Source organism: Pseudomonas rhodesiae (assembly GCF_013285305.1).
Classification (GTDB): Bacteria; Pseudomonadota; Gammaproteobacteria; order Pseudomonadales; family Pseudomonadaceae; genus Aquipseudomonas; species Aquipseudomonas rhodesiae.
This window is the reverse complement of record NZ_CP054205.1, coordinates 789,128-814,768: the sequence shown is the minus strand read 5'-3', so window position 1 is coordinate 814,768 and position 25,641 is coordinate 789,128. Positions and strand designations below refer to the sequence as shown.

22 protein-coding genes and 1 riboswitch are annotated in these 25,641 nt (G+C 61.6%); of the genes, 7 read left to right on the top strand and 15 right to left on the bottom strand.

Annotation, left to right across the window (positions count from 1 at the left end; all coding sequences use genetic code 11):
- Positions 1–6: 6 nt before the first annotated feature.
- Positions 7–1,089: a tRNA epoxyqueuosine(34) reductase QueG gene (queG, locus tag HRH33_RS03470; protein ID WP_167416796.1), complete on the top strand. Its 1,083-nt coding sequence runs from the start codon at positions 7–9 to the stop codon at positions 1,087–1,089.
- Here the strand turns inward: queG and HRH33_RS03465 are convergent.
- Together HRH33_RS03465 and orn are read right to left on the bottom strand one after the other, a co-directional pair.
- Positions 1,068–1,685: a trimeric intracellular cation channel family protein gene (locus HRH33_RS03465; RefSeq protein ID WP_173603573.1), complete on the bottom strand. Its 618-nt coding sequence runs from the start codon at positions 1,683–1,685 to the stop codon at positions 1,068–1,070. The two genes, queG and HRH33_RS03465, sit on opposite strands and share 22 nt — an antisense overlap.
- A 172-nt stretch (positions 1,686–1,857) precedes the next feature.
- On the bottom strand, positions 1,858–2,400 hold the full coding sequence (orn, locus tag HRH33_RS03460; protein ID WP_167416795.1) for an oligoribonuclease: 543 nt from the start codon (positions 2,398–2,400) through the stop codon (positions 1,858–1,860).
- A 109-nt stretch (positions 2,401–2,509) separates the two neighbouring features.
- On the opposite strand from orn, the gene rsgA reads away from it, so the two are divergent.
- Complete coding sequence (rsgA, locus tag HRH33_RS03455; protein WP_034111514.1) at positions 2,510–3,541, top strand: small ribosomal subunit biogenesis GTPase RsgA; 1,032 nt, start codon at positions 2,510–2,512, stop codon at positions 3,539–3,541.
- Positions 3,542–3,606: 65 nt separating this feature from the next.
- On the opposite strand, the gene motB is transcribed toward rsgA, so the two are convergent.
- Together motB and motA are read right to left on the bottom strand one after the other, a co-directional pair.
- Positions 3,607–4,623, bottom strand: coding sequence for a flagellar motor protein MotB (gene motB, locus HRH33_RS03450; protein WP_167416794.1), 1,017 nt, complete (start codon positions 4,621–4,623; stop codon positions 3,607–3,609).
- 3 nt (positions 4,624–4,626) lie between these two features.
- A complete protein-coding gene (motA, locus tag HRH33_RS03445) occupies positions 4,627–5,478 on the bottom strand; it encodes a flagellar motor stator protein MotA (RefSeq protein ID WP_034095593.1) in 852 nt (283 codons plus the stop codon).
- A gap of 167 nt (positions 5,479–5,645) precedes the next feature.
- On the opposite strand from motA, the gene HRH33_RS03440 reads away from it, so the two are divergent.
- The 3 genes from HRH33_RS03440 to asd are packed head-to-tail and all read left to right on the top strand — an operon-like array spanning position 5,646 to position 8,933.
- The gene (locus HRH33_RS03440) at positions 5,646–7,181 is read left to right on the top strand and encodes an HDOD domain-containing protein (RefSeq protein WP_034095592.1); all 1,536 of its coding nucleotides are present in this window, start codon (positions 5,646–5,648) and stop codon (positions 7,179–7,181) included.
- Between the two features lie 57 nt (positions 7,182–7,238).
- A complete protein-coding gene (locus HRH33_RS03435; RefSeq protein WP_167416793.1) occupies positions 7,239–8,057 on the top strand; it encodes a rhodanese-like domain-containing protein in 819 nt (272 codons plus the stop codon).
- 15 nt (positions 8,058–8,072) lie between these two features.
- Positions 8,073–8,933, top strand: a complete 861-nt coding sequence (gene asd / locus HRH33_RS03430) for an archaetidylserine decarboxylase (RefSeq protein WP_173603361.1) — start codon at positions 8,073–8,075, stop codon at positions 8,931–8,933.
- Between the two features lie 133 nt (positions 8,934–9,066).
- Here asd and serB read toward each other — a convergent pair whose 3' ends face one another.
- The gene (gene serB, locus HRH33_RS03425; RefSeq protein ID WP_034095589.1) at positions 9,067–10,281 is read right to left on the bottom strand and encodes a phosphoserine phosphatase SerB; all 1,215 of its coding nucleotides are present in this window, start codon (positions 10,279–10,281) and stop codon (positions 9,067–9,069) included.
- Positions 10,282–10,414: 133 nt separating this feature from the next.
- On the opposite strand from serB, the gene HRH33_RS03420 reads away from it, so the two are divergent.
- Positions 10,415–11,947, top strand: coding sequence for an AhpA/YtjB family protein (locus tag HRH33_RS03420; RefSeq protein WP_034111508.1), 1,533 nt, complete (start codon positions 10,415–10,417; stop codon positions 11,945–11,947).
- Positions 11,948–12,140: 193 nt separating this feature from the next.
- Here HRH33_RS03420 and HRH33_RS03415 read toward each other — a convergent pair whose 3' ends face one another.
- The 8 genes from HRH33_RS03415 to HRH33_RS03380 all read right to left on the bottom strand — a co-directional run bounded on the left by HRH33_RS03415 (position 12,141) and on the right by HRH33_RS03380 (position 21,021).
- The gene (locus HRH33_RS03415) at positions 12,141–12,851 is read right to left on the bottom strand and encodes a PqiC family protein (protein ID WP_167416792.1); all 711 of its coding nucleotides are present in this window, start codon (positions 12,849–12,851) and stop codon (positions 12,141–12,143) included.
- 177 nt (positions 12,852–13,028) lie between these two features.
- Positions 13,029–15,293 (bottom strand): DNA topoisomerase IV subunit A, encoded by a 2,265-nt coding sequence (gene parC, locus HRH33_RS03410; RefSeq protein ID WP_034095586.1) that lies wholly within the window; start codon positions 15,291–15,293, stop codon positions 13,029–13,031.
- A gap of 73 nt (positions 15,294–15,366) precedes the next feature.
- Complete coding sequence (locus tag HRH33_RS03405) at positions 15,367–16,362, bottom strand: esterase-like activity of phytase family protein (protein ID WP_167416791.1); 996 nt, start codon at positions 16,360–16,362, stop codon at positions 15,367–15,369.
- A complete protein-coding gene (gene parE, locus HRH33_RS03400; RefSeq protein ID WP_034095584.1) occupies positions 16,362–18,266 on the bottom strand; it encodes a DNA topoisomerase IV subunit B in 1,905 nt (634 codons plus the stop codon). The genes HRH33_RS03405 and parE overlap by 1 nt, the downstream gene beginning before the upstream one ends.
- A 54-nt stretch (positions 18,267–18,320) precedes the next feature.
- Positions 18,321–18,929 (bottom strand): YqiA/YcfP family alpha/beta fold hydrolase, encoded by a 609-nt coding sequence (locus tag HRH33_RS03395; protein WP_040265862.1) that lies wholly within the window; start codon positions 18,927–18,929, stop codon positions 18,321–18,323.
- 121 nt (positions 18,930–19,050) lie between these two features.
- A complete protein-coding gene (gene cpdA, locus HRH33_RS03390; RefSeq protein WP_167416790.1) occupies positions 19,051–19,866 on the bottom strand; it encodes a 3',5'-cyclic-AMP phosphodiesterase in 816 nt (271 codons plus the stop codon).
- Positions 19,867–19,963: 97 nt separating this feature from the next.
- On the bottom strand, positions 19,964–20,413 hold the full coding sequence (locus HRH33_RS03385; RefSeq protein ID WP_003171323.1) for a DUF1249 domain-containing protein: 450 nt from the start codon (positions 20,411–20,413) through the stop codon (positions 19,964–19,966).
- Positions 20,404–21,021, bottom strand: a complete 618-nt coding sequence (locus tag HRH33_RS03380) for an NUDIX domain-containing protein (RefSeq protein ID WP_034136640.1) — start codon at positions 21,019–21,021, stop codon at positions 20,404–20,406. Before HRH33_RS03380 ends, HRH33_RS03385 begins: the two co-directional genes overlap by 10 nt.
- Positions 21,022–21,214: 193 nt before the next feature.
- On the opposite strand from HRH33_RS03380, the gene HRH33_RS03375 reads away from it, so the two are divergent.
- Positions 21,215–21,961, top strand: a complete 747-nt coding sequence (locus tag HRH33_RS03375) for an RsiV family protein (RefSeq protein WP_034095580.1) — start codon at positions 21,215–21,217, stop codon at positions 21,959–21,961.
- On the opposite strand, the gene cytX is transcribed toward HRH33_RS03375, so the two are convergent.
- Positions 21,930–23,219, bottom strand: a complete 1,290-nt coding sequence (cytX, locus tag HRH33_RS03370) for a putative hydroxymethylpyrimidine transporter CytX (protein ID WP_167416789.1) — start codon at positions 23,217–23,219, stop codon at positions 21,930–21,932. The two genes, HRH33_RS03375 and cytX, sit on opposite strands and share 32 nt — an antisense overlap.
- 125 nt (positions 23,220–23,344) lie before the next feature.
- Positions 23,345–25,234: a phosphomethylpyrimidine synthase ThiC gene (gene thiC / locus HRH33_RS03365; RefSeq protein ID WP_167416788.1), complete on the bottom strand. Its 1,890-nt coding sequence runs from the start codon at positions 25,232–25,234 to the stop codon at positions 23,345–23,347.
- 149 nt (positions 25,235–25,383) lie between these two features.
- A riboswitch (TPP riboswitch) is annotated at positions 25,384–25,489 on the bottom strand.
- Positions 25,490–25,641: the final 152 nt, after the last annotated feature.

Genomic DNA, 25,641 nt, shown 5'->3' with positions numbered 1-25,641 from the left:
TGTCTCATGCCCGCTATTACCTCCGATCTGCCCGCCCTCGCCCAATCGATCAAAGACTGGGGCCGCGAGCTGGGCTTTCAGCAAGTCGGCATCAGCGGCCTGGACTTGGCCGAGCATGAGCAGCACCTGCAACGCTGGCTCGACGCGGGCTACCACGGCGAGATGGAGTACATGGGCGCCCACGGCAGCAAACGCTCCCACCCCGAACAACTGGTACCCGGCACCCTGCGCGTGGTGTCGCTGCGCATGGACTACCTGCCGGGCGATACCCAGATGGCGCATCTACTGGCCCAGCCGGAAAAAGCCTACATCTCGCGCTATGCCCTGGGTCGCGATTACCACAAGCTGATCCGCAAACGCGTGCAGCAACTGGCCGATCGCATCCAATCCCAGATCGGCCCCTTTGGCTTTCGCGCATTCGTCGACAGCGCGCCAGTGCTCGAAAAAGCCATCGCCGAGCAAGCCGGCCTGGGCTGGATCGGCAAGAACACCCTGGTACTCAACCGCAAGGCCGGCAGTTATTTCTTCCTCAGCGAACTGTTCGTCGACCTGCCCTTGCCGGTCGATCCACCCCACAGCACCGAGCACTGCGGACGCTGCACCGCCTGCCTGGATATCTGCCCCACCAATGCCTTCGTCGGCCCGTATGTACTGGACGCCCGGCGCTGTATCTCGTACCTCACTATCGAGCTGAAAACGGCGATACCGGAAGACTTGCGCCCGCTGATCGGTAATCGCGTCTTCGGCTGCGATGACTGTCAGATCGTTTGTCCGTGGAATCGTTTCGCTCGCCCCACTGGCGAAGGCGATTTCCAGCCACGGCATAACCTGGATAACGCAGAGCTGGCCGAACTGTTTATGTGGGACGAGGATAAATTCCTCAGCAGCACCGAAGGCTCACCCCTGCGCCGCGCCGGTTATGAGCGCTGGCTGCGCAACCTGGCGGTAGGACTGGGCAATGCGCCATCAAGCATTCCGGTACTGGAGGCCCTGAAAGCGCGGCGCGAGTACCCGTCGGAGCTGGTGCGCGAGCATGTGGAATGGGCGCTCAAGCAGCATGCCGAGCGTCAGTGCACATCATCGTTGTAGACGAACTTGGGCATTTCCCAGTGAAAGCGGATCGCCAGCAGACGCAATAGAAAGCCACTGAACAACGTCAGCAGGATGGCTTGCTCACCGGGCAGCTCCAGATGCAGGCACAACAGATAGAACCAAGCGGCGAGGAACGACACGCTGGCGTACAACTCGCGGCGGAAGACCAGCGGGATGTCGTTGCAGAAGATATCCCGCAGAATGCCACCGAACACCCCGGTGATCACGCCGCTGACCGACGCCACCAGCATGCCGTGCCCCATTTCCAGGGCGGTCATGCAGCCAATCAAGGTGAACGCCACCAGGCCCACGGCGTCCAGGGCCAGGAATACCGAGCGCAGGCGTCGCATCAGCGGCGCGATAAAGATCGTCACCAGCGCGGCCACCGAGGTCAGCACCAGGTATTCAGGGTGCTTGACCCACGTCAGCGGGTAGTGCCCCAGCAACACATCCCGCACCGAACCGCCCCCCAGCGCCGTCACGCAGGCAATCAACACCACCCCAAACCAGTCCATGCCGCGCCGACCGGCGGACAAGGCGCCGGTCATGGCTTCGGCGGTGATGGCGATGAGGTAAAGCATCAGCAGCATGATGGCGATCCTTGTAGTGAGCGGGCTTGCCCCGCGCCGGGCTGCGCAGCAGCCCCAAATACTTGGCGATGATATCTATAGGGAAAAATGCGGCAACAGCAGTGGGGCCGCTACGCAGCCCAGCGCGGGGCAAGCCCGCTCACAACAGGAAGCCCGGACACGGTAAGAAACCGTTTCAAGCCTTGATGAAGTGCTTGCGGTAATGCTTCAGCTCGGCAATCGATTCGCGAATATCGTCCAGCGCCAGGTGAGTGCTGCCCTTGTGGAAGCTGTCTTTGACTTCCGGCGCCCAGCGCGCAGCCAGTTCCTTGAGTGTGGACACGTCCAGGTTGCGGTAATGGAAGTAGCTTTCCAGCGCTTTCATATGGGTATAAAGGAAGCGACGATCCTGGCAGATGCTGTTGCCGCAGATCGGCGACTTGCCCTTGGGGACCCACTGCTCCAGGAAGGCGATGGTCTGGGCTTCAGCCTCGGCCATGCTGATGCGACTGTCGCGCACGCGCTGGGTCAGGCCGGAATTGCCATGGGTGCGGGTATTCCACTCATCCATGGTGGCTAGCACTGCGTCGCTGTGGTGGATGGCGATCACCGGACCTTCGGCCAAGGTATTGAGGTTGCTGTCGGTAACAATCGTCGCCATCTCGATGATGACGTCGGTGTCGGGGTTCAGACCGGTCATTTCCAGATCGATCCAAATCAGGTTCTGTGGGTTTTGCATGGCTCGTTTCTCTTGGCACCTTGGCGTAGCTGCGCAGTTTAGCAGGCGGGGGCGTGCTAGACTCGCGACCGTTTCACCCAAACCTTTGCATTATCGATACGGAACACCAATGGCCAAACGCCAGCTCAACCGTCGCCAAAACTGGCGCATCGAAAAGATTCAAGGCGAACGCGCTGCCCGCGCCGCCAAACGTGAATCCTCCGCCGTGGAAGCGCTCGAGGGCGGCGACCTGGGCCCCGAACAAACGGGTCTGGTGATCGCGCACTTTGGCGTGCAGGTCGAAGTCGAGGCGCTGGAAGGCGAACTCGCTGGCCAGGTGTTCCGTTGTCACTTGCGCGCCAACCTGCCGGCGCTGGTCACCGGCGACCGCGTGGTCTGGCGTGCTGGCAACCAAGGGATCGGCGTGATCGTCGCCCAGTTGCCCCGCAGCACCGAACTGCGCCGCCCCGACAGTCGCGGCCAGCTCAAGCCGGTGGCGGCCAACGTCGACATGATCGTGATTGTTTTCGCGCCGCTGCCCGAGCCCCATGCCAACCTGATCGACCGCTACCTGGTGGCCGCCGAGCACGCCGGCATTCGCCCACTGCTGCTGTTGAACAAATTCGACCTGATCGACGAACAGAATGCTCCGGCGCTCAATGCGTTGCTGGCGGTCTACCGCACCCTGGGCTACCCGGTGCTGGAAGTCTCGGCCCATCACGGCAATGGCATGGAACAACTGCAACAACAGTTGGACGGGCGCATCAGCGTGTTCGTAGGCCAGTCCGGCGTCGGCAAGTCGTCGCTGGTCAATAGCCTGCTGCCGGAAGTCGACACCCGAGTGGGGCCGCTGTCGGAGCTGTCCGGCCAGGGCACCCACACCACCACCACCGCGCGACTGTTTCACTTCCCCGGCGGCGGCGAGCTGATCGACTCCCCGGGTATCCGCGAATTCGGCCTCGGCCACGTCAGCCGCAGCGATGTGGAAGCCGGCTTTATCGAGTTCAACGACCTGATCGGCACCTGCCGCTTCCGTGACTGCAAGCACGACCGCGAACCGGGCTGCGCCCTGCTCAAGGCCCTGGAAGATGGCCGCGTGCAACAGCAGCGGATGAATAGCTATCGGTCGATCATTGCGAGCTTGCCTGAGAGCAGCTACTGACCGGTTTCTTGCCCTGCGAAGCAGACGTGAAAAGGCCGCGATGATCGCGGCCTTTTATATACAGCTTATGAGCCCGCTTTGGGCACCGTCGGGTCTTTCACCCCACCGTCATCGAACAAATTCAACTTCTGCCGCAGTTCATGGGCCGGCAACGGCTCCTGCCCTGACGGGATAGCGTTCGGGTCAGTGGGCACTTCACCTGGCGCGCCGGCGCCTGGAGCCGGCGTCGCAGGCGGTTGATCGCCTTCGATCGCACGCTGAGCTTTTTTGGTCAGCACGACAATGTCGATACGCCGGTTGACCGGGTTGTACGGATCCTTCGCATCAAACAGTTGCGAAGAGGCAAAACCCACCACTCGCGCCACTTGCGCATCCGGGTAGCTGCCGGCCACCAGGGCACGACGGGCCGCGTTGGCGCGGTTGGCCGAAAGCTCCCAGTTGCCAAAGTCGCCCTGGCCCGCGTAAGGCTTGGCATCGGTATGGCCGCTGATGCTGATCTTGTTCGGCACCGCTTTGATGGTGTCGGCCATGGCCAGCAGGATGTCCTCGAAGTACGGCTTCAAACGCGCACTGCCGGAATCGAACATCGGCCGGTTGGCGGCGTCGGTGATCTGGATGCGCAAACCCTCGGGGGTGATCTCGAAAGAAATCTGGTCCTTGAACTTCAGCAGTTGTGGGTTTTCCTCAACCTTGTTCTGCAACTCCTGCAGCAGTAGCTCAAGACGCTCCTGCTCGACCTGTTCGGCCATGGACTCGACCGTATCGCGCTCAATCGGGATTTTCTCCTGAGGCGCCTCGGTCTTCACTTCCGGGTTGATGGTGCGTTCAGGCGCCAGTTGAGGCGAGCCGCCCAGGTCGATCACAAAGGGCGTGCCGCTTTCCGAGAAACCGATGGGGTCTTTGAAGTAGCCGGCGATGGCGATCTTCTGCTCAGGCGTGGCGGTAGACATCAGCCACAGCACCAGAAAGAACGCCATCATCGCCGTCGCAAAGTCGGCGAAGGCGATTTTCCAGGCACCACCATGGTGCCCCGCAGCGAAGCGCTTGACGCGCTTGATGATTATCGGCTGGTTGTTTTCCATGGCTTAGCGACCGCGAACCGCTTGTTCCAGCTCGGCGAAGCTTGGGCGATGCTTGGGGTACAGCACCTTGCGACCGAACTCCACCGCCAGCGAAGGCGGCATGCCGGAAGCGGACGCCACCAGGCTGGCCTTGATCGATTCGTACAGGTTGATCTCTTCCTTGGCGTCGTGGGCCAGGGAGGTCGCCAGCGGACCGAAGAACCCGTAAGCCGCGAGAATACCGAAGAAGGTACCCACCAGGGCCGCACCTACGTGCATACCGATGGCCGCCTGATCACCCTCGCCCAGCGAGGCCATGGTCACCACGATACCGAGTACCGCCGCCACGATACCGAAGCCGGGCATGCCGTCGGCGATGCCGGTCACCGCGTGAGACGGGTGCTCCAGTTCTTCTTTGAGGCTGAACAGTTCCATGTCGAACAACCCTTCCAGCTCATGGGGGGCCATGTTGCCGGAGGACATGATGCGCAGGTAATCACAGATATAGGCGGTCATGCGCTCGTCTTTGAGCACGGCCGGGTACTTGGCGAAAATCGGGCTGGCGGCGGCGTCTTCGATGTCGGCCTCGATGGCCATCATGCCTTCGCGGCGGCTCTTGTTGAGGATCTCGTAGACCAGGCCCAGCACTTCCAGATAGAACGTGTGGGAGAAGCGCGAGCCGAACATGCTCAGGGACTTCTTGACCACGTGCATGGTCATGTACCCAGGGTTGGCTTGCAGGAATGCACCAAATGCCGCCCCGCCGATGATCATCACTTCGAAAGGTTGGATCAGCGCGGCGATCTTACCGTGGGAAAGGACGTAACCGCCGAGCACGCTCGCGAGGACGACGATGATGCCGATAATTTTAGCCATAGGAGATGAGTACTTGCGCCGTCAGGTTCATGGACATATTTGGGGGAACTGAAAAACTCTTGTTCTACTTATCGGCAAAACTGCGCCAGACTATAGCCCGTTAAGGCGAAAAGCCAGTTCGGCCCGCTCTGGGCGTGTTGACCGCAAGTGATGATCGCGCCCCTACCATGGCCAAACAAAAAATCGACCCAACTGCAAAACCTGCTTCCCTCCCCGACTGGATCAAGCGTCTGGACGAGGTGCGCCTGCCCGTTCCACAGACCAGCCACGACCGTGTGTGCAAAGCCATCCGCGACAACCGCAGTTCGTTGCGAGATATTGCCGAGCTGATGCAAAACAGCCCGGCGCTGGTGCTCAGCGTGATGCGCGAGGCCAACAGCCATACCCATGGCAGCCTAGCCGAACCGGCGGAAAACCTCGAAGTGGCACTCAACCGCCTGGGCCTCAAGCGCGCCGAGGAACTGCTGGCACGCTTGCCGTCGGTGCCCGACCAAGACATTCCCGTGGCGTTGCGCCAGCTATTGTTGGTCAGTCAGCACGCCTCGCAGCAAGCCAACGGTCTGTTTGGCAGCCGATTGGCGCGACTGTGGCAAGACATTCATTGGGGCAGCCTGCTGTTTTTGTCGCCGCTGTGGCCGATGGCGGTGGCTTATCCCAAGCTGCTGGAAGAATGGGAGCTGCGGGTTATCCACAAGGGTGAGTCGGCGCGCGTGGTTGAACAGCAGTTATTCGGCGTACGCCTGCTGGACTTGTGCATCGGCCTGACCGAAGCCTGGCACCTGCCGATGTGGGTATCCCAGGGTTATACCCTGCTGCTGAATGAGCAACGCATGTTGGTCAAAGCGCTGCGTATCGCCCGCGACGAAGACCCACTGCACCAGCAGCAATTGCTGGACGCCGCCCCCCATCTGCGCCGCTGGCTGAACCAGCCGGCCAACACCGTACTGCTGGCCAATGGCCTAGCGATGTCCGCCCAAGAATCCTGGACCTGCCCGCACACGCAGCGCTGGCAATTCCTCACCGCTCTGTACCTGCAACAACCCTTGGCCGAAGTGCAGCAGCAAGTCCATCAACAGGCAGTGACCAGCGCCCGCACCACGCTGATGCCCGACCTTTGGCACCCGGCGCTGTCGTTGATCTGGCCGTGGCATGTGCAGAAGATCCACCGTGGTTTGCTGCCCGCCCCGCCGCCCACCGCCGAGGCGCTGGCCGTGTGGCGCAGCCGCTGCACCGAACTGCTGATGGAACCGAGCCGCTTTGCCAACGCCATGCACCTGACTACCTGCGCCAAAGAGGCGCTGGTTGCCAGCGGCATGCAACGGGTGATGCTGTTGATGACCGACCGCGCCCAAAGCACCCTGCGCGTGCATCAGGTCGACGGCCTACCCAAGGATGCCGCCAACCTGAGCCTGGATGTGGTCCACAGCACAATGCTCCAGCGTCTGCTGGAAAAATCCGCCCAGGTGCGCTTCACACCGGACAACCACGCGCAGTTCTCCGCGCTGCTGCCGCCGATCCTGCGCCGCCTGTTCAATGGCGAACACTTGCTGCTGCGCTCCCTGAGCTGCAACGGCAAAGTCGTGATGCTGATGGTGGCCGACCAGGGCGGCGGTCCGTTCTCGGAAACCACCGTGCAGGCGTTCGGCAAAACCGCTCAATGCATCGAAAAGGCCCTGCACTGCTTTACCAACCGCGGCGCCTGATGCTTGCGCTACAATCGCCATCCTTTATCGCCAACTTTTATGCCCAGGAGACCTCACATGCCTGACTTCTCTGGCTTGCCGCTGGTGATCGAATCCGCCGACCTGCAAAGTCGCCTGGGTGCCGAACACCTGATTGTGGTGGACCTCACCAGCGCCGCCCGCTACGCCGAAGGGCATATCCCCGGCGCGCACTTCGTTGACCCCAAACGCACCCAACTGGGCCAACCGCCGGCTCCGGGCCTGCTGCCGAACAAGGCCGACCTGGAAAAGCTGTTTGGCGAACTCGGCCACACGCCGGATGCGACCTACGTGGTCTACGACGACGAAGGCGGCGGCTGGGCCGGGCGTTTTATCTGGTTGCTCGACGTGATCGGCCATCAGAAATACCACTATCTCGACGGCGGCCTGCTGGCATGGTTGGCAGACGGCCTGCCCGTCTCCACCGACGTCCCCCCGTCGGCCGGCGGCCCGGTCAGCGTCACGTTGCACGATGGCCCCACCGCCACCCGCGAATACCTGCAAAGCCGTCTTGGCGCTGCCGACCTGGGCATCTGGGACGCGCGCGGCCCGCTGGAGTATTCCGGCGAGAAGGTGCTCGCGGCCAAGGGCGGGCATATCCCCGGTGCGGTCAACTTCGAATGGACTGAAGGCATGGATAAGGCGCGCAATCTGCGCATCCGCCGCGACATGCCACAGATTCTTGAAAACCTGGGCCTGACGCCCGACAAAGAAATCATCACCCATTGCCAGACTCACCATCGCTCTGGCTTCACCTACCTGGTGGCCAAGGCGCTCGGTTATCCGCGAGTCAAAGGTTATGCCGGTTCCTGGGGCGAATGGGGTAATCACCCCGACACGCCCGTTGAAAAGACTTAAGGTTTAAGGACAGTTATGAAAAAGCAGTTGTTTATCCTCAGCCAGTACTTGCTGCCGCACCACTTACTGTCGCGTCTGGCCGGTTGCGTGGCCGAGTGCCGCGTGCGCTGGTTCAAAAATGCCTTCACCACATGGTTCGCCAAGCGCTATCAAGTGGATATGTCCCAGGCACTGGTGGAGGACGTGACCGCTTATGAGCACTTCAACGCGTTCTTCACCCGTGCCTTGAAAGACGGCGCGCGCCCACTCGACCCCACCCCCGGCGTCGTGCTGAGCCCCGCCGACGGCGCAGTCAGCCAACTGGGCCCGATCGAGCATGGCCGTGTGTTCCAGGCCAAAGGCCATAGCTTCAGCGTATTGGAATTACTGGGCGGCGATGCAGCCATGGCGGCGCCTTTCATGGGCGGCGATTTCGCCACTATTTACCTGTCGCCGAAGGACTATCACCGCGTGCACATGCCGCTGGCCGGCACGCTGCGCGAGATGGTCTATGTGCCTGGGCGGATTTTCTCGGTCAACCAGACCACCGCCGAAAACGTGCCGGAGCTGTTTGCGCGCAACGAGCGGGTGGTCTGCCTGTTCGACACCGAACGCGGCCCGATGGCTGTGGTGCTGGTGGGCGCAATGATCGTGGCGTCGATTGAAACCGTGTGGGCCGGCCTGGTTACGCCACCCAAGCGCGAGCTGAAAACCTTCCGCTATGACGAAGCCGCCCGCGCGCCGATCCACCTGGAAAAAGGTGCGGAGCTGGGACGTTTCAAGTTGGGTTCCACCGCGATCGTGCTGTTCGGGCCGGATCAAGTGCAGTGGTCAGAAGCGCTGCTGGCCGGTTCGCCGGTGCAGATGGGTCAAGGGATCGGCCTGCCGAAAGCCTGATCCAATATTTGCAGAGATCTAATGTGAGAGGGGGCTCGCCCCCGATAGCTGAGTATCAGTCAACATCAAAGTGACTGATCTACCGCTATCGGGGGCAAGCCCCCTCCCACATTTTCTGACCGGATTGAGTCAGTCAGAGCTGGCCATCGCGGTCGCGAAAGCCCAGCAGATACAGCACACCGTCCAACCCCAGGGTCGAAATGGCCTGCTTGGCCGACTGTTTGACCAGCGGCTTGGCCCGGAACGCCACGCCCAACCCGGCAATCGCCAGCATCGGCAAATCGTTGGCACCGTCGCCTACCGCGATGGTCTGCTCCAGACGCAACCCTTCCTTGTGCGCCAGCTCCTTGAGCAGGTCGGCCTTGCGTTGCGCGTCGACAATCGGCTCGACCGCCACGCCGGTCACTTTGCCGTCGACCACTTCCAACTCGTTGGCGAATACGTAATCGATGCCCAGTTTGGCCTGTAATTGCTTGGCGAAGTAGGTAAAGCCGCCGGACAAGATCGCGGTTTTGTAACCCAGGCGCTTGAGTTCGGCGAACAGGGTTTCGGCGCCTTCGGTCAGGCGCAGGGAAGCGCCAATGGAATCCAGCACGCTCACATCCAGGCCTTTGAGCAGTGCCAAGCGCTCCTTGAAGCTGGCGCGGAAGTCCAGCTCGCCGGCCATGGCACGCTCAGTGATGGCGCTGACTTGATCGCCCACACCGGCAGCCTTGGCCAGTTCGTCGATGACTTCGGCTTCGATCAAGGTGGAGTCCATATCGAACACCGCCAGGCGGCGGTTGCGGCGGAACAGCGAATCTTCCTGGAAGGCGATATCGACATTCAACTCCTGGGCGACGCTGAGGAATTCCGCGCGCAGGGCCTGCGGGTCAGCCGGCTCGCCACGCACGGAAAACTCGATGCAGCCTTTGCCCTGGTCGGCCGGCGTGTCCAATGGCATGCGCCCCGACAGACGGTCGATGTGGTCGATATTCAAGCCGTATTGCGCGGTGATGGAGCTGACGCGCTGCAGTTGTTCAGCGGTGACCTTGCGGGTCAACAACGTGACGATATGGCGTTTCTTGCCCTGGCCGGCCACCCAATGCTGGTAGTCCGCTTCGGATACCGGAGTGAAACGTACCTGTTGATCCAGCTTGTACGCGGTAAACAGGATGTCCTTGAGCACGGACGATGACTGCTCGTTGCTGGGAATTTCCACCAGGATGCCGAACGACAGGGTGTCGTGGATCACGGCCTGGCCGATGTCGAGAATGTTCACACCACCCTGGGCCAGCACACCGGTAATGGCAGCGGTAAGACCCGGGCGGTCTTCCCCAGTGATGTTAATCAGGACAATTTCGCGCAAGGCGCACCCCCAGGCTGGAAAAAAACCGCATTCTACCCACTTTCAGTGACCATCGGGCACAGCCAGCGCTTTGCCGGTCATGGGCCTATCGCTATACTGCGCGTCAACTTCACGGACCAAGAGCCGAGCTCAAGTGAACCGGCCCACGCCAGTAAAAACCGACAACTTCTTCCTGCTGATCTTCCGGGCACTGCGCCACCGCCGTGTACCGATCGCATTACGCATCGCCAGCCATAACGTGATCCTGGTCGCCCTGGCCCTGGTGATCTACGCCTGCGTAATGGGTTTGCAGTTCAAACAGGCCATGCACGAGCAAGCCGACGCCCTGGGCGAAAGCTTGACCACCCAGACCGCTACCTCGGCGACCGAGCTGCTGGTGTCCAACGACATCCTCAGTCTCAACGTGCTGCTCAATAACCTCACCAAGAATCCGCTGGTGGCCCACGCCGCCATCTACAGCGTCGACAACCGGATCATGGCCGAAGCCGGCCAGCGCCCGAAGAACGGCTTGCTGGGTGAGGCCGAAGGCTTGTACCAGAGCAATATCACCTTTCAGGACGTGAAGGCCGGCCAGTTGCGCATCAGCCTGGATATGCAGCAATTCCAGCAGCCGATGACCATCAGCCTGCAAAGCATGGGCATCCTGAGCGCGATTCTGCTGGCCCTGGCCCTGGCCTTGAGCCTGCGCCTGGGTCGGCATATCTCGACACCGCTGATGCAACTGCGCATCTGGCTGCGGGATATCGACGAACACACCCCGGCCACCGACCGCCAGGATGAAATCGGCGACCTTGCCCGCCAACTCCACGCCAGCTTCGCCCCGGAGCCGGTGGTTCGCGAAGTTGAACCGGAACCCGAATTCGACGACACCGATTACGACGACGAACCCGAGTTCGAGGTGCGCGACCTGCGCGATCCGGGCTTCGACGAAAAGCCGCCGGTGGCGGGCCTCAAGCCGGCGACACGCAGGGCACTTATCGCCGAAGAGGATGAGTTGGACGACGAAGACCCGTTCGCTGATCTGCGCGATACCGCGGCCAGCAGCCCGGCCGTCGCGCCCAAAGCGGTGCCGGCGAAAAACGCCGAGCCTCAGCACAGCGCGGTACTGGCCGTACAACTCGGCGCCCAGGACCAACTGCGTCGCTTGCCCCGCGCACGCCTGACGGAATTGCTGGAGCGCTACCGCGACTGCCTCGACCAGGCCGCTTCGCTGTACCAGAGCGAACTGCACACCCTCAACGATGGCAGCACCTTGATGCTGTTCCACAGCGAAGACAGCGGTGAAGACTACCTGACCAACGCCATCTGCTGCGGCGAGCTGCTGCGCGCCTTGGGCCATGCCCTGCAGATCGAAGTGGCGGACAGTGGCATCACCCTGCAACTGCAACTGGGCCTGACAGTGGGCGACGATCTGTTCGGCATGAGCCAGATCGACCTGCTGCTCACCGAAATCGCCCAGGACGCGCTGGCCTTGTCCCAACACAGCCGCAACCTGCTGCTGGTGGAGCGCAAGATCAGCGAAGACCCGCTGATTCGCCAGCGCGCCCGTATCCGCCCGATTGCCAGCCCCGAAGGCGCAAGCTGTGTGGAACGATTGATGGAACCGTATCCGTCGATGCTGGAGCGTCAGTTAGCGCGGATGCATGAGACCCGTACAAAGCCTTGAAGCAAACCGCAAAATCAGTGTGGGAGGGGGCTTGCCCCCGATGGCGATGTGTCAGTGACAGCTGGGCTGACTGACCCACTGCTATCGGGGGCAAGCCCTCTCCCACATTTGGATCCCTATAAACTTCAAGTAAATCGCACGCAAACAAAAGGCCCGCTGAATCAGCGGGCCTTTTGTTTGCGTGGCATTCAGATCAAAACCGGAACACTTCCATATCGGTACGAATCGGCGTGGCCATCGGCATCTTGGGCTTTTCCGGAGCAACCGGCTTGGCCTGGGCCGGCGCTTGTTTGCGCGGGGCCTCGGCGGCAATCGGTGGCTGGTTGGCCAATGGCTTGAGCGCCACCGACAGTTGCTGCGCCAAATGCTGCAACAGCACGCCCTGGGCCTGGACCTGGGACGCGGTGGTGCCGGTGTGCTGTTCCTGCAAGTGCACGATACGGTTGTCACGCACCTGGCCACGGCGATCGATCAAGCGCCACTGCGCATCGAGAATTGCCGGTTGCGAAGCACCCGAGTCCAATCGGGTGATGGTCAACAGCACCTGCACGTCCGGCGTAAAGCCGGCAGGCGCGGGGGCGAGGACCACACGCTGGCTGTCCAACTGACCGGCCACCTGGCGCAGCATCAGCTGGTTGATGTCGGACGATAAACTGCCCGCCCAACGACCATCGGTGGAACCTTGCAGGCTGCCGTCGTTCTGACGTTGCAGCAGGGTCTCGCGTTGCAGGTAGTCGGCGACGATTACCGGCCCCAGCAACACCGCCATGCCGGCGGTTTGAGCTGGCTGAGCCGGACTTCCGCTGTCCAGCTGGTACAGCGACACCGGTTGATGTGTGCTGCAACCCGCCAGCCCCAAAAGGCCAGCGAGCATAAAAATAAAAGGAAGGCGTGGAGCAGTCATCATCCCATCCAGGTGGCTGCCACAAGGCGAACCACAATGTAATACTAAAAAATAACCTGTACACGCTCGGCCACGCCGGCGCTGAAGAGGCCATATCATCCGTGAATATGCGCCATGACTCCAGCGCCAAAGCGTCGATCTACGGGTTAAATCGTAGATCGAGGGCTCTAAAACGCCTTAAACGGGCGTTTCAACCAACAAAGCATCCACCCGCTGGAAGCCACGAGGCAATTTATTACCCCGGCGGCCACGCTCGCCCTTGTAGTGCTCAAGGTCGTCAGGGCGCAGCGACAAGGTGCGCTTACCTGCCTGGAGCACCAGGGTTGCACCTTCCGGAATCACGGCGATGTCGGTCACGTACTCTTCGCGACTGGCCACCCGCTCCCCGGGGATTCCAATAATCTTGTTGCCTTTACCTTTGCCCAATTGCGGCAGGTCGCTGATCTTGAACACCAGCAGACGCCCTTCGGTAGTGACCGACGCCAGCCAGTTGTTCTCACGGTCGTGCACCGGCCGCGGCAGGATCACTTTGGCGTTGTTGGGCAGACTCAACAGCGCCTTGCCCGCCTTGTTCTTGGCTTGCAGGTCTTCCCCCTTGACCACGAAGCCATATCCCGCATCGGACGCAATCACGTACAGCGCGTCATCGTCCGGTAGCAGCACACACTCGAAATTTGCCCCCGGTGGCGGTGTCAGACGCCCGGTCAGCGGCTCGCCCTGCCCCCGCGCCGACGGCAAGGTATGGGCCGGCACCGAGTAACTGCGCCCGGTGGAGTCGATAAACACCGCAAACTGGTTGGAACGCCCAGCGGCTGCGGTCTTGAACCCGTCACCGGCCTTGTACGACAGGCCAGTGGCGTCAATATCATGCCCTTTGGCGGAGCGAACCCAACCCTTTTCCGACAGAACGACGGTAATTTTCTCGTTGGGCAGTAGCTCGGTTTCTGTCAGAGCTTTCGCTTCGGCGCGCTCGACGATGGGCGAGCGGCGGTCATCGCCGTAAGTTTCGGCGTCTTTGATCAGTTCGCTACGCACCAGCTTTTTCAGCTTGGCTTCGCTACCCAGCAGGGCTTGCAGTTTGGCTTGTTCCTTGAGCAAGGCATCCTGCTCATCACGCAACTTCATCTCTTCCAGACGCGCCAGCTGCCGCAGGCGGGTGTCGAGGATGTAGTCCGCCTGAATCTCGCTCAGCTCGAAACGGGCGATCAGTTCGGCCTTCGGATGCTCGGCGGTGCGGATGATATGAATCACTTCATCCAGGTTGAGGTAAGCGATCAACAAACCGTCCAACAGATGCAGACGGCGCTCGACCTTGTCCAGACGGAACTGCAGGCGGCGCCGAACGGTTTGTATCCGGAACTCCAGCCACTCCACCAGCAGGTTGCGCAGGTTCTTCAACTGCGGCTTGCCGTCCAGACCAATGATGTTGACGTTGACCCGGTAGCTGGACTCCAGATCGGTGCTGGCAAACAAGTGTTGCATCAGCACTTCATGATCGACCCGGCTATTGGTCGGGATAATCACGATGCGGCACGGGTTTTCATGGTCGGACTCGTCACGCAAGTCGGCGACCTGCGGCAGTTTCGACGGTTTGGCCTGCATCAGCGCGGCGATCTGCTCCAGCACCTTGGCGCCGGACACCTGGTGCGGCAGCGCGGTGACGATAATGTCGCCATCCTCGACGTGGTACACGGCGCGCATACGCACCGAGCCCTTGCCGGTTTCGTACATTTTCAGCAGATCGGCGCGCGGCGTGATGATTTCCGCTTCGGTCGGGTAGTCCGGCCCCTGGATATGCTCGCAGAGCTGCTCCACGGTGGCCTTCGGCTCATCCAGCAGGCGCACGCAGGCGGTGGCCACTTCGCGCAGGTTGTGCGGAGGCACGTCAGTGGCCATGCCCACCGCAATACCGGTGGTGCCATTGAGCAGGATATTCGGCAAACGTGCCGGTAATACCAAGGGTTCGTCGAGGGTGCCGTCGAAGTTCGGCCCCCAATCCGCCGTGCCCTGGCCCAGCTCGCTGAGCAGCACTTCGGAGTAACGCGACAGGCGGGCTTCGGTGTAACGCATGGCGGCAAAGGACTTGGGATCGTCCGGCGCACCCCAGTTACCCTGGCCGTCTACCAGTGTGTAGCGATAGCTGAACGGCTGCGCCATCAGCACCATGGCTTCGTAGCAAGCCGAGTCGCCGTGGGGGTGGAATTTACCGAGCACGTCACCGACGGTACGCGCCGACTTCTTGTGCTTGGAGTCGGCATCCAGGCCCAACTCACTCATCGCGTAGATGATGCGCCGTTGCACAGGCTTCAGGCCGTCGCCGATATGCGGCAAGGCACGGTCCATGATCACGTACATGGAGTAGTTGAGGTAGGCATTTTCGGTGAAGTCAGCCAGCGACCGGCGTTCTACGCCATCTAAGCTGTCTGCGAGGATGTCACTCATGCGGGCCTCATCAATAGTGGGTAAGGCGCAGCGGAACGGCCGCTGCGCTGATTCGATTCAAAAAGGGGCCGATTCATGGCTGGGCGCTCCAGCCGCCGGCCGGGGCGGCGAAACGATAGACCATGGGGCGTTTTTCACCATCGGCCCGGGGGCCGAAATTGTTGTCGATGCCCAGCCAGGCCCCGCTTTCGTCAATGACCAGCGCCTCGGCCAAGCCATAGGGCTGGGCGTAGCGGCGTTCGGAGGTCAGGGTTTCGTCGGCGAACGACCAGCACAGCTCGACCTTGGCCGTGACCGCATCGCGCCGGCAAATCTGGAACGCATTACGCTCCAGGGTAAACAATTTGCCGTTGTACAGCGCCAGGTCGGCAAAATCCTTGGACACCGCCTTGGCATCGGTGAACTTGGCCGGCTGCACTTCCTGGCCGGCCTCGCTCAGCAGTACGCACGGGCCATCGCAATCCCAGAGGCTTTGCGCACGCTTGATGGAGATCAGCCCGCGCCGCTCGCGCTCGGCCGCCAGCCAGAGCTGGTTGCCTTCCGGGTTGATCGCCAATCCTTCAAATAACGCATTGAAGTGCAGCAACATGCCGCTGGCGCGGGCCTCTCGCACCATGCTCGGGGCGATTTTCAGCCATTGCGGCGCGCCGCTCACCGGCACCTTCAGCACCGCGGCATGGGCTTCGCTGACAATGTACTGATTACCCATGCCATCACAGCTGATGCCTTCAAAGTCCAAGTCACCGCCGCGAATGAACGAAGCGGCCTTGGTACGCGAGCGCAGCCCCCAGGGCAAGCCGGAGTCCGGCACCGGCGGCACCTCGATCTTTACCGCTTCGGCCCGCCAGGTGGGCGCACTGGTATCCAGGCGATAGATCTGATCGTCATCACGATCGGACACCGTCCACAGTTCGTTACCGCACTGCGCCAGCCCCGACAGGTTGCCGCCGCGCATGCCGTCCACCGGGTGTTCGGACACGAGTTTGAGTTCCACCACGGGCGCGGCGGCGACGGTGGTCGCTGCCAGCCCGCTCAACATCAGGATCGCCAGGGCGAAGCCTGTGCGCATCAGCCCAGAACCTCGGCCAGGTTGCCCTTGGATTCCAGCCAGGATTTGCGGTCCCCGGCGCGCTTCTTCGCCAGTAGCATGTCCATCATTTCACTGGTGGCGGCAAAATCGTCCAGGGTCAACTGCACCAGGCGCCGGGTGTTCGGGTCCATGGTGGTTTCACGCAGTTGCGGCGGGTTCATCTCGCCCAGGCCCTTGAATCGGGTGACCTGGGGCTTGCCGCGTTTCTTTTCGGCTACCAGACGGTCGAGGATGCCATCGCGCTCGGCTTCGTCCAGGGCGTAGAAGATCTCCTTGCCCAAGTCGATCCGGTACAACGGCGGCATGGCGACGTAGACGTGGCCGGCATCCACCAGCGGGCGGAAGTGCTGCACGAACAGCGCGCAGAGCAAGGTGGCGATGTGCAGGCCGTCGGAGTCGGCGTCGGCGAGAATGCAGATCTTGCCGTAGCGCAACTGGCTCATGTCCGCCGCGCCGGGGTCGACACCGATCGCCACGGCGATGTTGTGCACTTCCTGGCTGGCCAGGACTTCGCTGCCATCGACTTCCCAGGTATTAAGGATCTTGCCACGCAACGGCAGGATCGCCTGGTATTCCTTGTCCCGCGCTTGTTTGGCGGAGCCGCCGGCGGAATCACCTTCGACCAGGAACAGTTCCGAGCGCATCGGATCCTGCCCGGCGCAATCGGCCAGTTTGCCCGGAAGCGCTGGGCCCTGGGTGATGCGCTTGCGCTCGACTTTCTTGCTGGCCTTGAGGCGACGCCCGGCGTTGTTGATCGCCAGCTCGGCCAGGGCCAGGCCCAGTTCCGGATGCTCGTTGAGCCAAAGGCTGAAGGCATCCTTGACCACCCCGGAGACAAACGCCGCCGCTTCACGGGACGACAGGCGTTCCTTGGTCTGCCCGGAGAACTGCGGCTCCTGCATCTTCATCGAGAGCACGAACGCGATGCGCTCCCACACGTCTTCCGGCGCCAGCTTCACGCCGCGCGGCAGCAGGCTGCGGTATTCGCAGAATTCGCGCATAGCATCCAGCAAGCCCTGACGCAGACCGTTGACGTGAGTACCGCCCTGGGCGGTCGGGATCAGGTTGACGTAGCTTTCCTGCACGCTGTCGCCGCCTTCGGGCAACCACAGCAGAGCCCAGTCGACGGCTTCCTTGTTACCCGCCAGGCTGCCGCAGAACGGCTCGTTGGGCAGGCGTTCGAAGTCGCTGACCGAGTCTTCCAAATAGGAACGCAGGCCGTCTTCGTAATGCCACTCGACCTTCTCGCCGGTGCCCTTGTCTTCAAAGGTGACCAGCAGTCCCGGGCACAACACGGCCTTGGCCTTGAGCACGTGCTTGAGGCGGCTGATGGAGAATTTCGGCGAATCGAAGTATTTCGGGTCCGGCGCGAAGTACACGCTGGTGCCGGTGTTGCGCTTGCCGACGGTGCCGATCACTTCCAGGTCGGTGGCTTTGTAGCCATCGGCGAAGGTCATCTGGTACTCGTTGCCATCGCGCTTGACCTTGACCCGCACCAGGGTGGACAAGGCGTTGACCACGGAAATACCCACACCGTGCAAACCGCCGGAAAACTGGTAGTTCTTGTTGGAGAACTTGCCGCCGGCGTGCAGCTTGGTAAGGATCAGCTCGACGCCCGGCACGCCTTCTTCTGGGTGGATGTCCACGGGCATGCCGCGACCATCGTCGGACACTTCCAGGGAATGGTCTGCATGAAGAATGACGTGCACCGACTTGGCGTGCCCGGCCAAGGCTTCGTCGACGCTGTTGTCGATGACTTCCTGGGCAAGGTGGTTCGGCCGACTGGTGTCGGTGTACATGCCGGGGCGTTTGCGCACCGGGTCGAGGCCCGAGAGGACTTCGATGGCGTCGGCGTTATAAGAGCTAGCGCTGGGAGTGGCCATGGGGTCTCATCGTGAGTCGTTCGATTAAAAAGTAACCTGCGGTTTGCAAGGCAATTACAGTGCCGAGAAATCGAAGGATTGATACTGATCTGCGCCAATGCCGGCAAAACTGAGCAGCGCCGGCAGTTGCCGGGCAAACCCCTGGTAACCATGATCGCCACCGGCCTGGATGCGTAAGGCACAGGCCCGGTAATACTGCTGGGCGAGGCGATAATCCAGTGTTTCATCGCCGGTCTGCAACCACACTTGATAACGCGCGGCATCCTGGGGAGCCGGCACTTCCAGCTCGGCCAGCGCCGTCACATGGTCCTGGGTCAGTTCCCAGGTTTCATCGGTGTAGAGGTTCTTCTGGGTGCCCAGGTAACCGTCGAACATCCGATGGGGGCTGACCGCCGGGTTGACCAGCAGCGCCTTTAGGCCATGGCGCTCGGCAAGATGGGTTGCATAGTAGCCGCCGAGGGAGCTGCCGACCAGCAGCGGCCGCCCCAACTGGGCAATGGCTTGTTCCAATTGAGGAATTGCCTGACGTGGATGGTGATGCAGGGCCGGCACGCGCAACTGATCGGCCAGGCCCAGAGCGTCCATGACACCCATCAACTGGCTGGCCTTGTTGGACGCCGGCGCGCTGTTGAAACCGTGGATATACAGGATCGAAGCCGACATGCCGGGCTCTCCATGCTTACGCGAAAAAGGCGCAGTTTACAGGGATCGAGGTGGCGTGAGCAGCCGATGATCCAACTGGGCGCAAGCTATCTCCCACCGTTATGAGGAGTGCTTGCGGTCTTTAATAGCCGTTGCTGCCGTAATCGACGGTAAAGGCGAAATCTTTGAGCCGCTCCACCCCGGTCTCCAAACTCCCATCGGCATGCAAACGCAACCAGCGATAGCCCGGTGCCTGCTCGCTGACCTTGAAATCCTCGCTGCCCGGCGCGAACTGGATGCAGGTGGACGGCGACGCCAGCAGGCGCACGCCATTGCGCTCGCGGTCGATCTCCTGGTGCACGTGGCCCCAGAGCACGGCCTTTACCTGGGGAAAGCGGTCCAGCACGGCAAACAGGGCCTCGGGGTTGCGCAAGCCGATGGGCTCCATCCATGCGCAGCCGAACGACACCGGATGGTGGTGGAAGCACACCAGGTGATGACGATCCGGCGCCTCGCTCAAGGATTGAGCGAGCAATTGCAGCTGCTGGTCCTCCAGATAACCCGGCACGGAGCCAGGTACGGCGGAGTCCAGCAGGGTAATGCGCCAGTGGCCGATATCGACCACCGGTTCCAGCAAATCACTGTGCTCGGCGGCTTGGGCCATGAGGAGCGGTTCGTCGTGATTACCGGGGATCCAGCGCGCGGGAGCGTCGATGGCCGCGGTCATAGCGCGAAACTGCTGATACGACTCAAGCGTACCGTCCTGGGACAGATCCCCCGTGGCCAACATCAGGTCGATAGACGGCTGTTGCTCGCACACTAATTCGACCACCCGTTGCAGGCTCTCGCGGGTATTCATGCCCAGCAACGTGGCGTCGCCCTCGGCAAACAGGTGGCTGTCGGACAGTTGCACCAGCAACGCCGAAGCGTCGGGGCTCACGGTGGATACGCTCGGCAAGGCGCTCTCCCAAGGCAATCACAGAAATGGACGGTTGGCGCGATTATGCTGGGCAGGACACAAAGAGGAAACCTAAGGAAGCAGACGCAGTTCACATCTACCGCACGACTTCGAACTCGTGCCCCAGTGCCAGGCAATGGCTCAGCCATTCACCGAGGAACACATTGAGCTGGGCTTTTTCATCGGGCTGATGCATGAACACATTCGGGTAAGGATAGATGCTGCGAAAGCGGCGCGCATGTTCGGCGCTGATCACTTCGGCCATGCGTGCATCGTGGTACACCTGCACTTCCAGTTGCGGTACCGGCAACCATGGCAGGCTGTGTTCCTGGCGCACGCGCAGGGTGGTGGTGTACGGGCAATTGACGATGACTTCCAGGGCCAGTACGCCGAGCATCTGGTCGCCATGGGTCACGCCGATGCGCCGCGCCTCGGGGGCGTGGCGCATGTCGGGGAGCAAGCGCATCAGCCGCGCATAGTTGGCCTCGCAGGCCGCTTGCAGCCCGATCAGGTCGACCCGATAACGTTCCCGTGCCTTTACTGCCATAACCCCCTCACTTCCGCGCGGTTAAGCGCTAGCCATTGCAGGGCGATAATGCTGGCTGCGTTGGAAATTCTGCCGTCGCGCACCGCTTGCAGGGCGTCTTCGAAGGCCCAGGTGGTGACGCGGATGTCTTCTGCTTCTTCTTCCAGGCCGTGAACGCCGCCTGCGCCCGTGCTGTCGCAACGGCCCAGGTACAAGTGGACGAATTCGGTGCTGCCGCCGGGCGACGGGAAATACTTGGTGATCGGCCACAACGCGGAGAAGGTCAGCCCAGCTTCCTCCTCGGCTTCACGGTGGGCAACCTCCTCCGGTTGCTCATCCTTATCGATCAAGCCGGCGACCATCTCCACCAGCCACGGGTTGCTCGCGCGGCCCATGGCGCCTACGCGAAACTGCTCGATCAAGACCACCTCGTCGCGCTGCGGATCGTAGGGCAATACACACACGGCGTCGTGACGGACGAAGACTTCGCGGTTGATCACCCGACTCATGCCGCCATCGAATTTCTCGTGGCGCAGTTGCACGCGATCGAGTTGGTAGAAGCCCTTGTAGGCATTGTCGCGCTTAACGATTTCAATCGTACTCGGCGTCGATTTTGCAGTGTCCGTCATATCCCTTCCTCGTTATGCCTGGGCGATTCGCGCCATCCTAACGCGCTCGCGCCCCTTGGTGCAGCCCCTTTCCGGTTGCCGGGATAGACGGCGGACGTCAAACTCACTCTAAATAGCTTAGTGGCGAACTGACTGCCTCGCTGGCAGTCGAAGCACCACAAATTTCGCTCTTATCGTTAGACGAAGGACATCCATGTCGCTCTTAAAGATTGCCTCCGTGGCCTGCATCGCATTGACCCTCGGTGCCTGCCAAAGCCTGTTCCAACCGAGCTATCGCACCCCGCTGGAAGCCACTCGCGACGCCACCGAGCAGAGCAAGCCGGGCTGCGCCAGCGCCGACTGCCCACTGGTGAACATCGACACCGTGCACTTTGCCAAAGAGCCCAAGCTCGACGCCTTGATCGAGCAGCGCCTGCTGGACATGACCCGCACCACCCCGAACGAGCCCTTGCCCACAAGCCTGGAAACGTACCGCGAGCAGTTCCTGAAAACCGCCGCGCCGCGCAACAGCATGTATTTGCAAGCCAAGGTACGCGAGCAGCATGACGGCTTGGTGATCATCGAACTGTCCAGCTATCTGGACCAAGGCGCCACCCATGGCGAGCCGGGCCGCGCGTTCATCAACTATTCGCGCCAGCAGCAAAAAGCCCTGTCCCTGACCGACATGCTGCTGCCGGGCAAGGAAGACGCATTCTGGAAAGCCGCCCAGGTCGCCCACAATAGCTGGTTGATCAGCACCCGTCTGAGCCTGGAGCAGGAGTTCGTGAAGACCTACCCCTTCCAGAAAACCCCGAACGTGGCGCTGACCTACGGCGGCGTGATCCTCAAATACCCGACCTCGACCATCGCGCCGTACGCCCTGGGCCACGTCGAGTTGCAGATCCCCTACTCACGCCTGGAAGGCATCCTTAAGCCCGAACTGGTGCCCGCGCGCCGCTGAAGGCCCGCCCGAGCATGAACTGCAGCAACCCTGCCAGCACCAGCGCCGGCAGGGTCGCGCCGATATCCGGGTAGAGATTGGCCAGCAGGTGATAGGTGCCAACCCCACCCAACCAGGCCAACAGCGCCGGCCAGCGCAGAGCAGTCGGTACGCCCTGGCCACGACGGCGCAGGGCAAAATGAGCCACCAGCACCACGCCGAACAGCGGCGCGAACACCGAACCGATCAACAGCAGGAAATTCTGGTACTGCGCCAGCGGCGCCAGGCAGGCGATCAGAGTACAGATCACGCCGATAGCCAATGCCAGGTGCTCGACTTTCAAACGCAGCAACATCCCGCTGGACACCGCCGCCGAGTGGATATCGGCAAAGGCGTTTTCCGATTCATCCAACAGGATCAATAGCAGCGGAACCCCCAGTCCAGCCCCAGCCAATGCCAGCAGCAGCGCATTTACTTCACCGCTCGGCGCGAACGCCAGGGTGTAGGCCACGCCCAGGCTCATCAGCCAGAAATTACCGGTAAAAAAGCCCAGCGCGGTACCGCCGAATACGCTTTTGGCGCGTTTGCCGAAGCGCGAGTAATCGGCGATCAGCGGCAGCCAGGACAGCGGCATGGCGATGGCGATATCAAACCCCACCGCAAAGGGCATCGAACCGTCACCGGCCTGGGCCCAGAGTGCGCCTAGGTCGGCCTTGGCGAACAGGTTCCAGGTCAGCCACAGGCAGGCCGCCAACAGCAGCCAGATGCCCCATTTACGCAGGATCTGGCGCACGAACGTCAGCGGCCCGCTGACTGCCAGCAAGGTTGCCAGACCACCGAAAAACAGCGTCCACAATAGCGGGCTGACCAACAGGCTGCCCTCGCCGAACGCCCGCGTGCCCAATAGACTGGCGGCATCACGCATCACGATGATTTCGAACGAGCCCCAGCCGATCAACTGCAACAAGTTGAGCAGCGCGGGCAGGCTGGCGCCCTTGGCCCCAAGGCTGAGCTTGAGCGCAGCCATGGCGGACAAGCCGGTGTCGCTACCGATCACACCGGCAGCGGCCAGCAACAGCACGCCGACCAGAGTGCCGAGGAAAATCGCCAGCAAGGCACCCGACAAGCCCAGGCCCGGCGCGAGTAATGCGCCGGTCTGCAGGACCATCAGGCCGATGCCGAGGGAGAACCACAGGGAAAACAGGTCGCGGGCGCCGAAGACTCTTTTGTCAGCAGGCACCGCGATGTCAGGAGAATAGGTACTCGGTTGAATGCTCAAGGTGGGTATCTCTTGGGGACTTTTTTGTTGGGGAGATTGCAATCGGGGGCAAGCCCCCTCCCACATTCAGGTGTGGGAGGGGGCTTGCCCCCGATAACGGCGGTACAGGCACCGCCGTCTCTGGATCAGACCTTCTTGTACAACTGGCTGCCTTCCTGTCTGAACCGCTCTGCCTGCTCCGCCAGGCCCTTGGCCACGTCCACATCCACCGCGTCAATGCGCTGGTTGGCCGCGTACTCACGCACTTCCTGGGTGATTTTCATCGAGCAAAACTTCGGCCCGCACATCGAGCAGAAATGCGCGACTTTGGCCGAGTCCTTAGGCAGGGTTTCGTCGTGATAGGAGCGCGCGGTGTCCGGGTCCAGGCCGAGGTTGAACTGGTCTTCCCAGCGGAACTCGAATCGCGCCTTGCTCAAGGCGTTATCGCGGATCTGCGCGCCCGGATGCCCCTTGGCCAGATCGGCCGCGTGGGCGGCGATCTTGTAGGTGATAATGCCGGTCTTTACGTCATCCTTGTTCGGCAGGCCCAGGTGCTCCTTGGGCGTGACGTAGCAGAGCATGGCGCAACCGAACCAGCCGATCATCGCCGCACCGATGCCGGAGGTGATGTGGTCGTAGCCAGGCGCAATGTCGGTGGTCAGCGGGCCGAGGGTGTAGAACGGCGCTTCGTCGCAGCATTCGAGCTGCTTGTCCATGTTCTCCTTGATCAACTGCATCGGCACATGGCCGGGACCTTCGATCATGGTTTGCACGTCGTGCTTCCAGGCGGTCTTGGTCAGTTCGCCGAGGGTTTCCAACTCGCCGAACTGCGCGGCGTCGTTGGCGTCGGCAATCGAACCGGGGCGCAGGCCGTCGCCCAGGGAGAAGCTGACGTCATAGGCCTTCATGATTTCGCAGATTTCGTCGAAATGCGTGTAGGTGAAATTCTCTTTATGGTGCGCCAGGCACCACTTGGCCATGATCGAACCGCCACGGGACACAATGCCAGTGACGCGCTTGGCGGTCAGCGGCACGTAGCGCAGCAGCACGCCGGCGTGGATGGTGAAGTAATCGACGCCCTGCTCGGCCTGTTCGATCAGGGTGTCGCGGAACAGCTCCCAGGTCAGGTCTTCGGCGGCGCCGCCGACTTTTTCCAGGGCCTGGTAGATCGGCACGGTACCGATCGGCACCGGCGAGTTGCGGATGATCCACTCGCGGGTTTCATGGATGTGTTTGCCGGTGGACAAGTCCATCACCGTGTCCGAGCCCCAGCGGATGCCCCAGGTGAGTTTTGCCACTTCTTCTTCGATGGACGACCCCAGGGCGCTGTTGCCGATATTGCCGTTGATCTTCACTAGGAAGTTACGGCCGATGATCATCGGTTCCAGTTCGGTGTGGTTGATGTTGGCCGGGATGATTGCGCGGCCACGGGCAATTTCTTCGCGCACGAATTCCGGGGTGATGATCTTCGGCACGCTGGCGCCGAAGCTGTGGCCGGCGTGCTGCTGGTCGAGCAAGCCACTGGCCCGGGCTTCTTCGAGCTTCATGTTCTCGCGGATGGCGACGTATTCCATCTCGGCGGTGATGATGCCTTTGCGCGCGTAGTGCATCTGGGTGACGTTGGCACCGGCCTTGGCGCGGCGCGGGTTCTTCACATGGGCAAAACGCAGGGCGGTCAGCTCGGCATCGCTCAGGCGCTGCTGGCCGAAATGCGAGGTCAGGCCGGCCAGCCGTTCGGTGTCGCCACGGGATTCGATCCACGGCGAACGCACATCGGCCAAGCCTTTGCGCACATCGATGATCACATTAGGGTCGGTGTAGGGGCCCGAGGTGTCGTACACGGTGACAGGGGCGTTCATTTCACCGCCGAAATCGGTGGGGGTCACGTCCAGGCTGATTTCGCGCATGGGGACGCGGATATCCGGGCGAGTGCCCTGCACGTAGATTTTTTGCGAGCGGGTAAACGGCTGCACGGAGCCAGAGTCGACCTTGGCCGATTCACTCAAATGCACGGTATTTTTTAGTTTTGTAGTCATCACGGGCTCTCCAACTTATCCAGGCGGTGGATGTTTGTCGGAGCGAACCTGTGACGGATGGACGCACTGGAACCAGTGCTGTGCTTGGCGCACGAGGGCTGCTCGGTAAACGAACAACATCCCGGACGAAGCACAAGAGGACTCGCCGGGTGACGAGAAATCTTGTTCCCTACGCAGGCGCTAACCTGATCAGGTTCAACGGGATCCGGTATTTACCGATCTCAGCCTTCCAACAAGGCACCCCGACAAGAACGCGGCCAGTCTAGACCATGGAATGGGCAAATTGCCAATGGTGCTGCTTTCAGCGTGATGAATGGCATGATTGCAGGATTGTTGCGTCGGGTCGGCGCCACTACACTCGGCTACTGCCCAAGGCTTGACGCTCTGAAACAGCCGCCGTAGCCTTG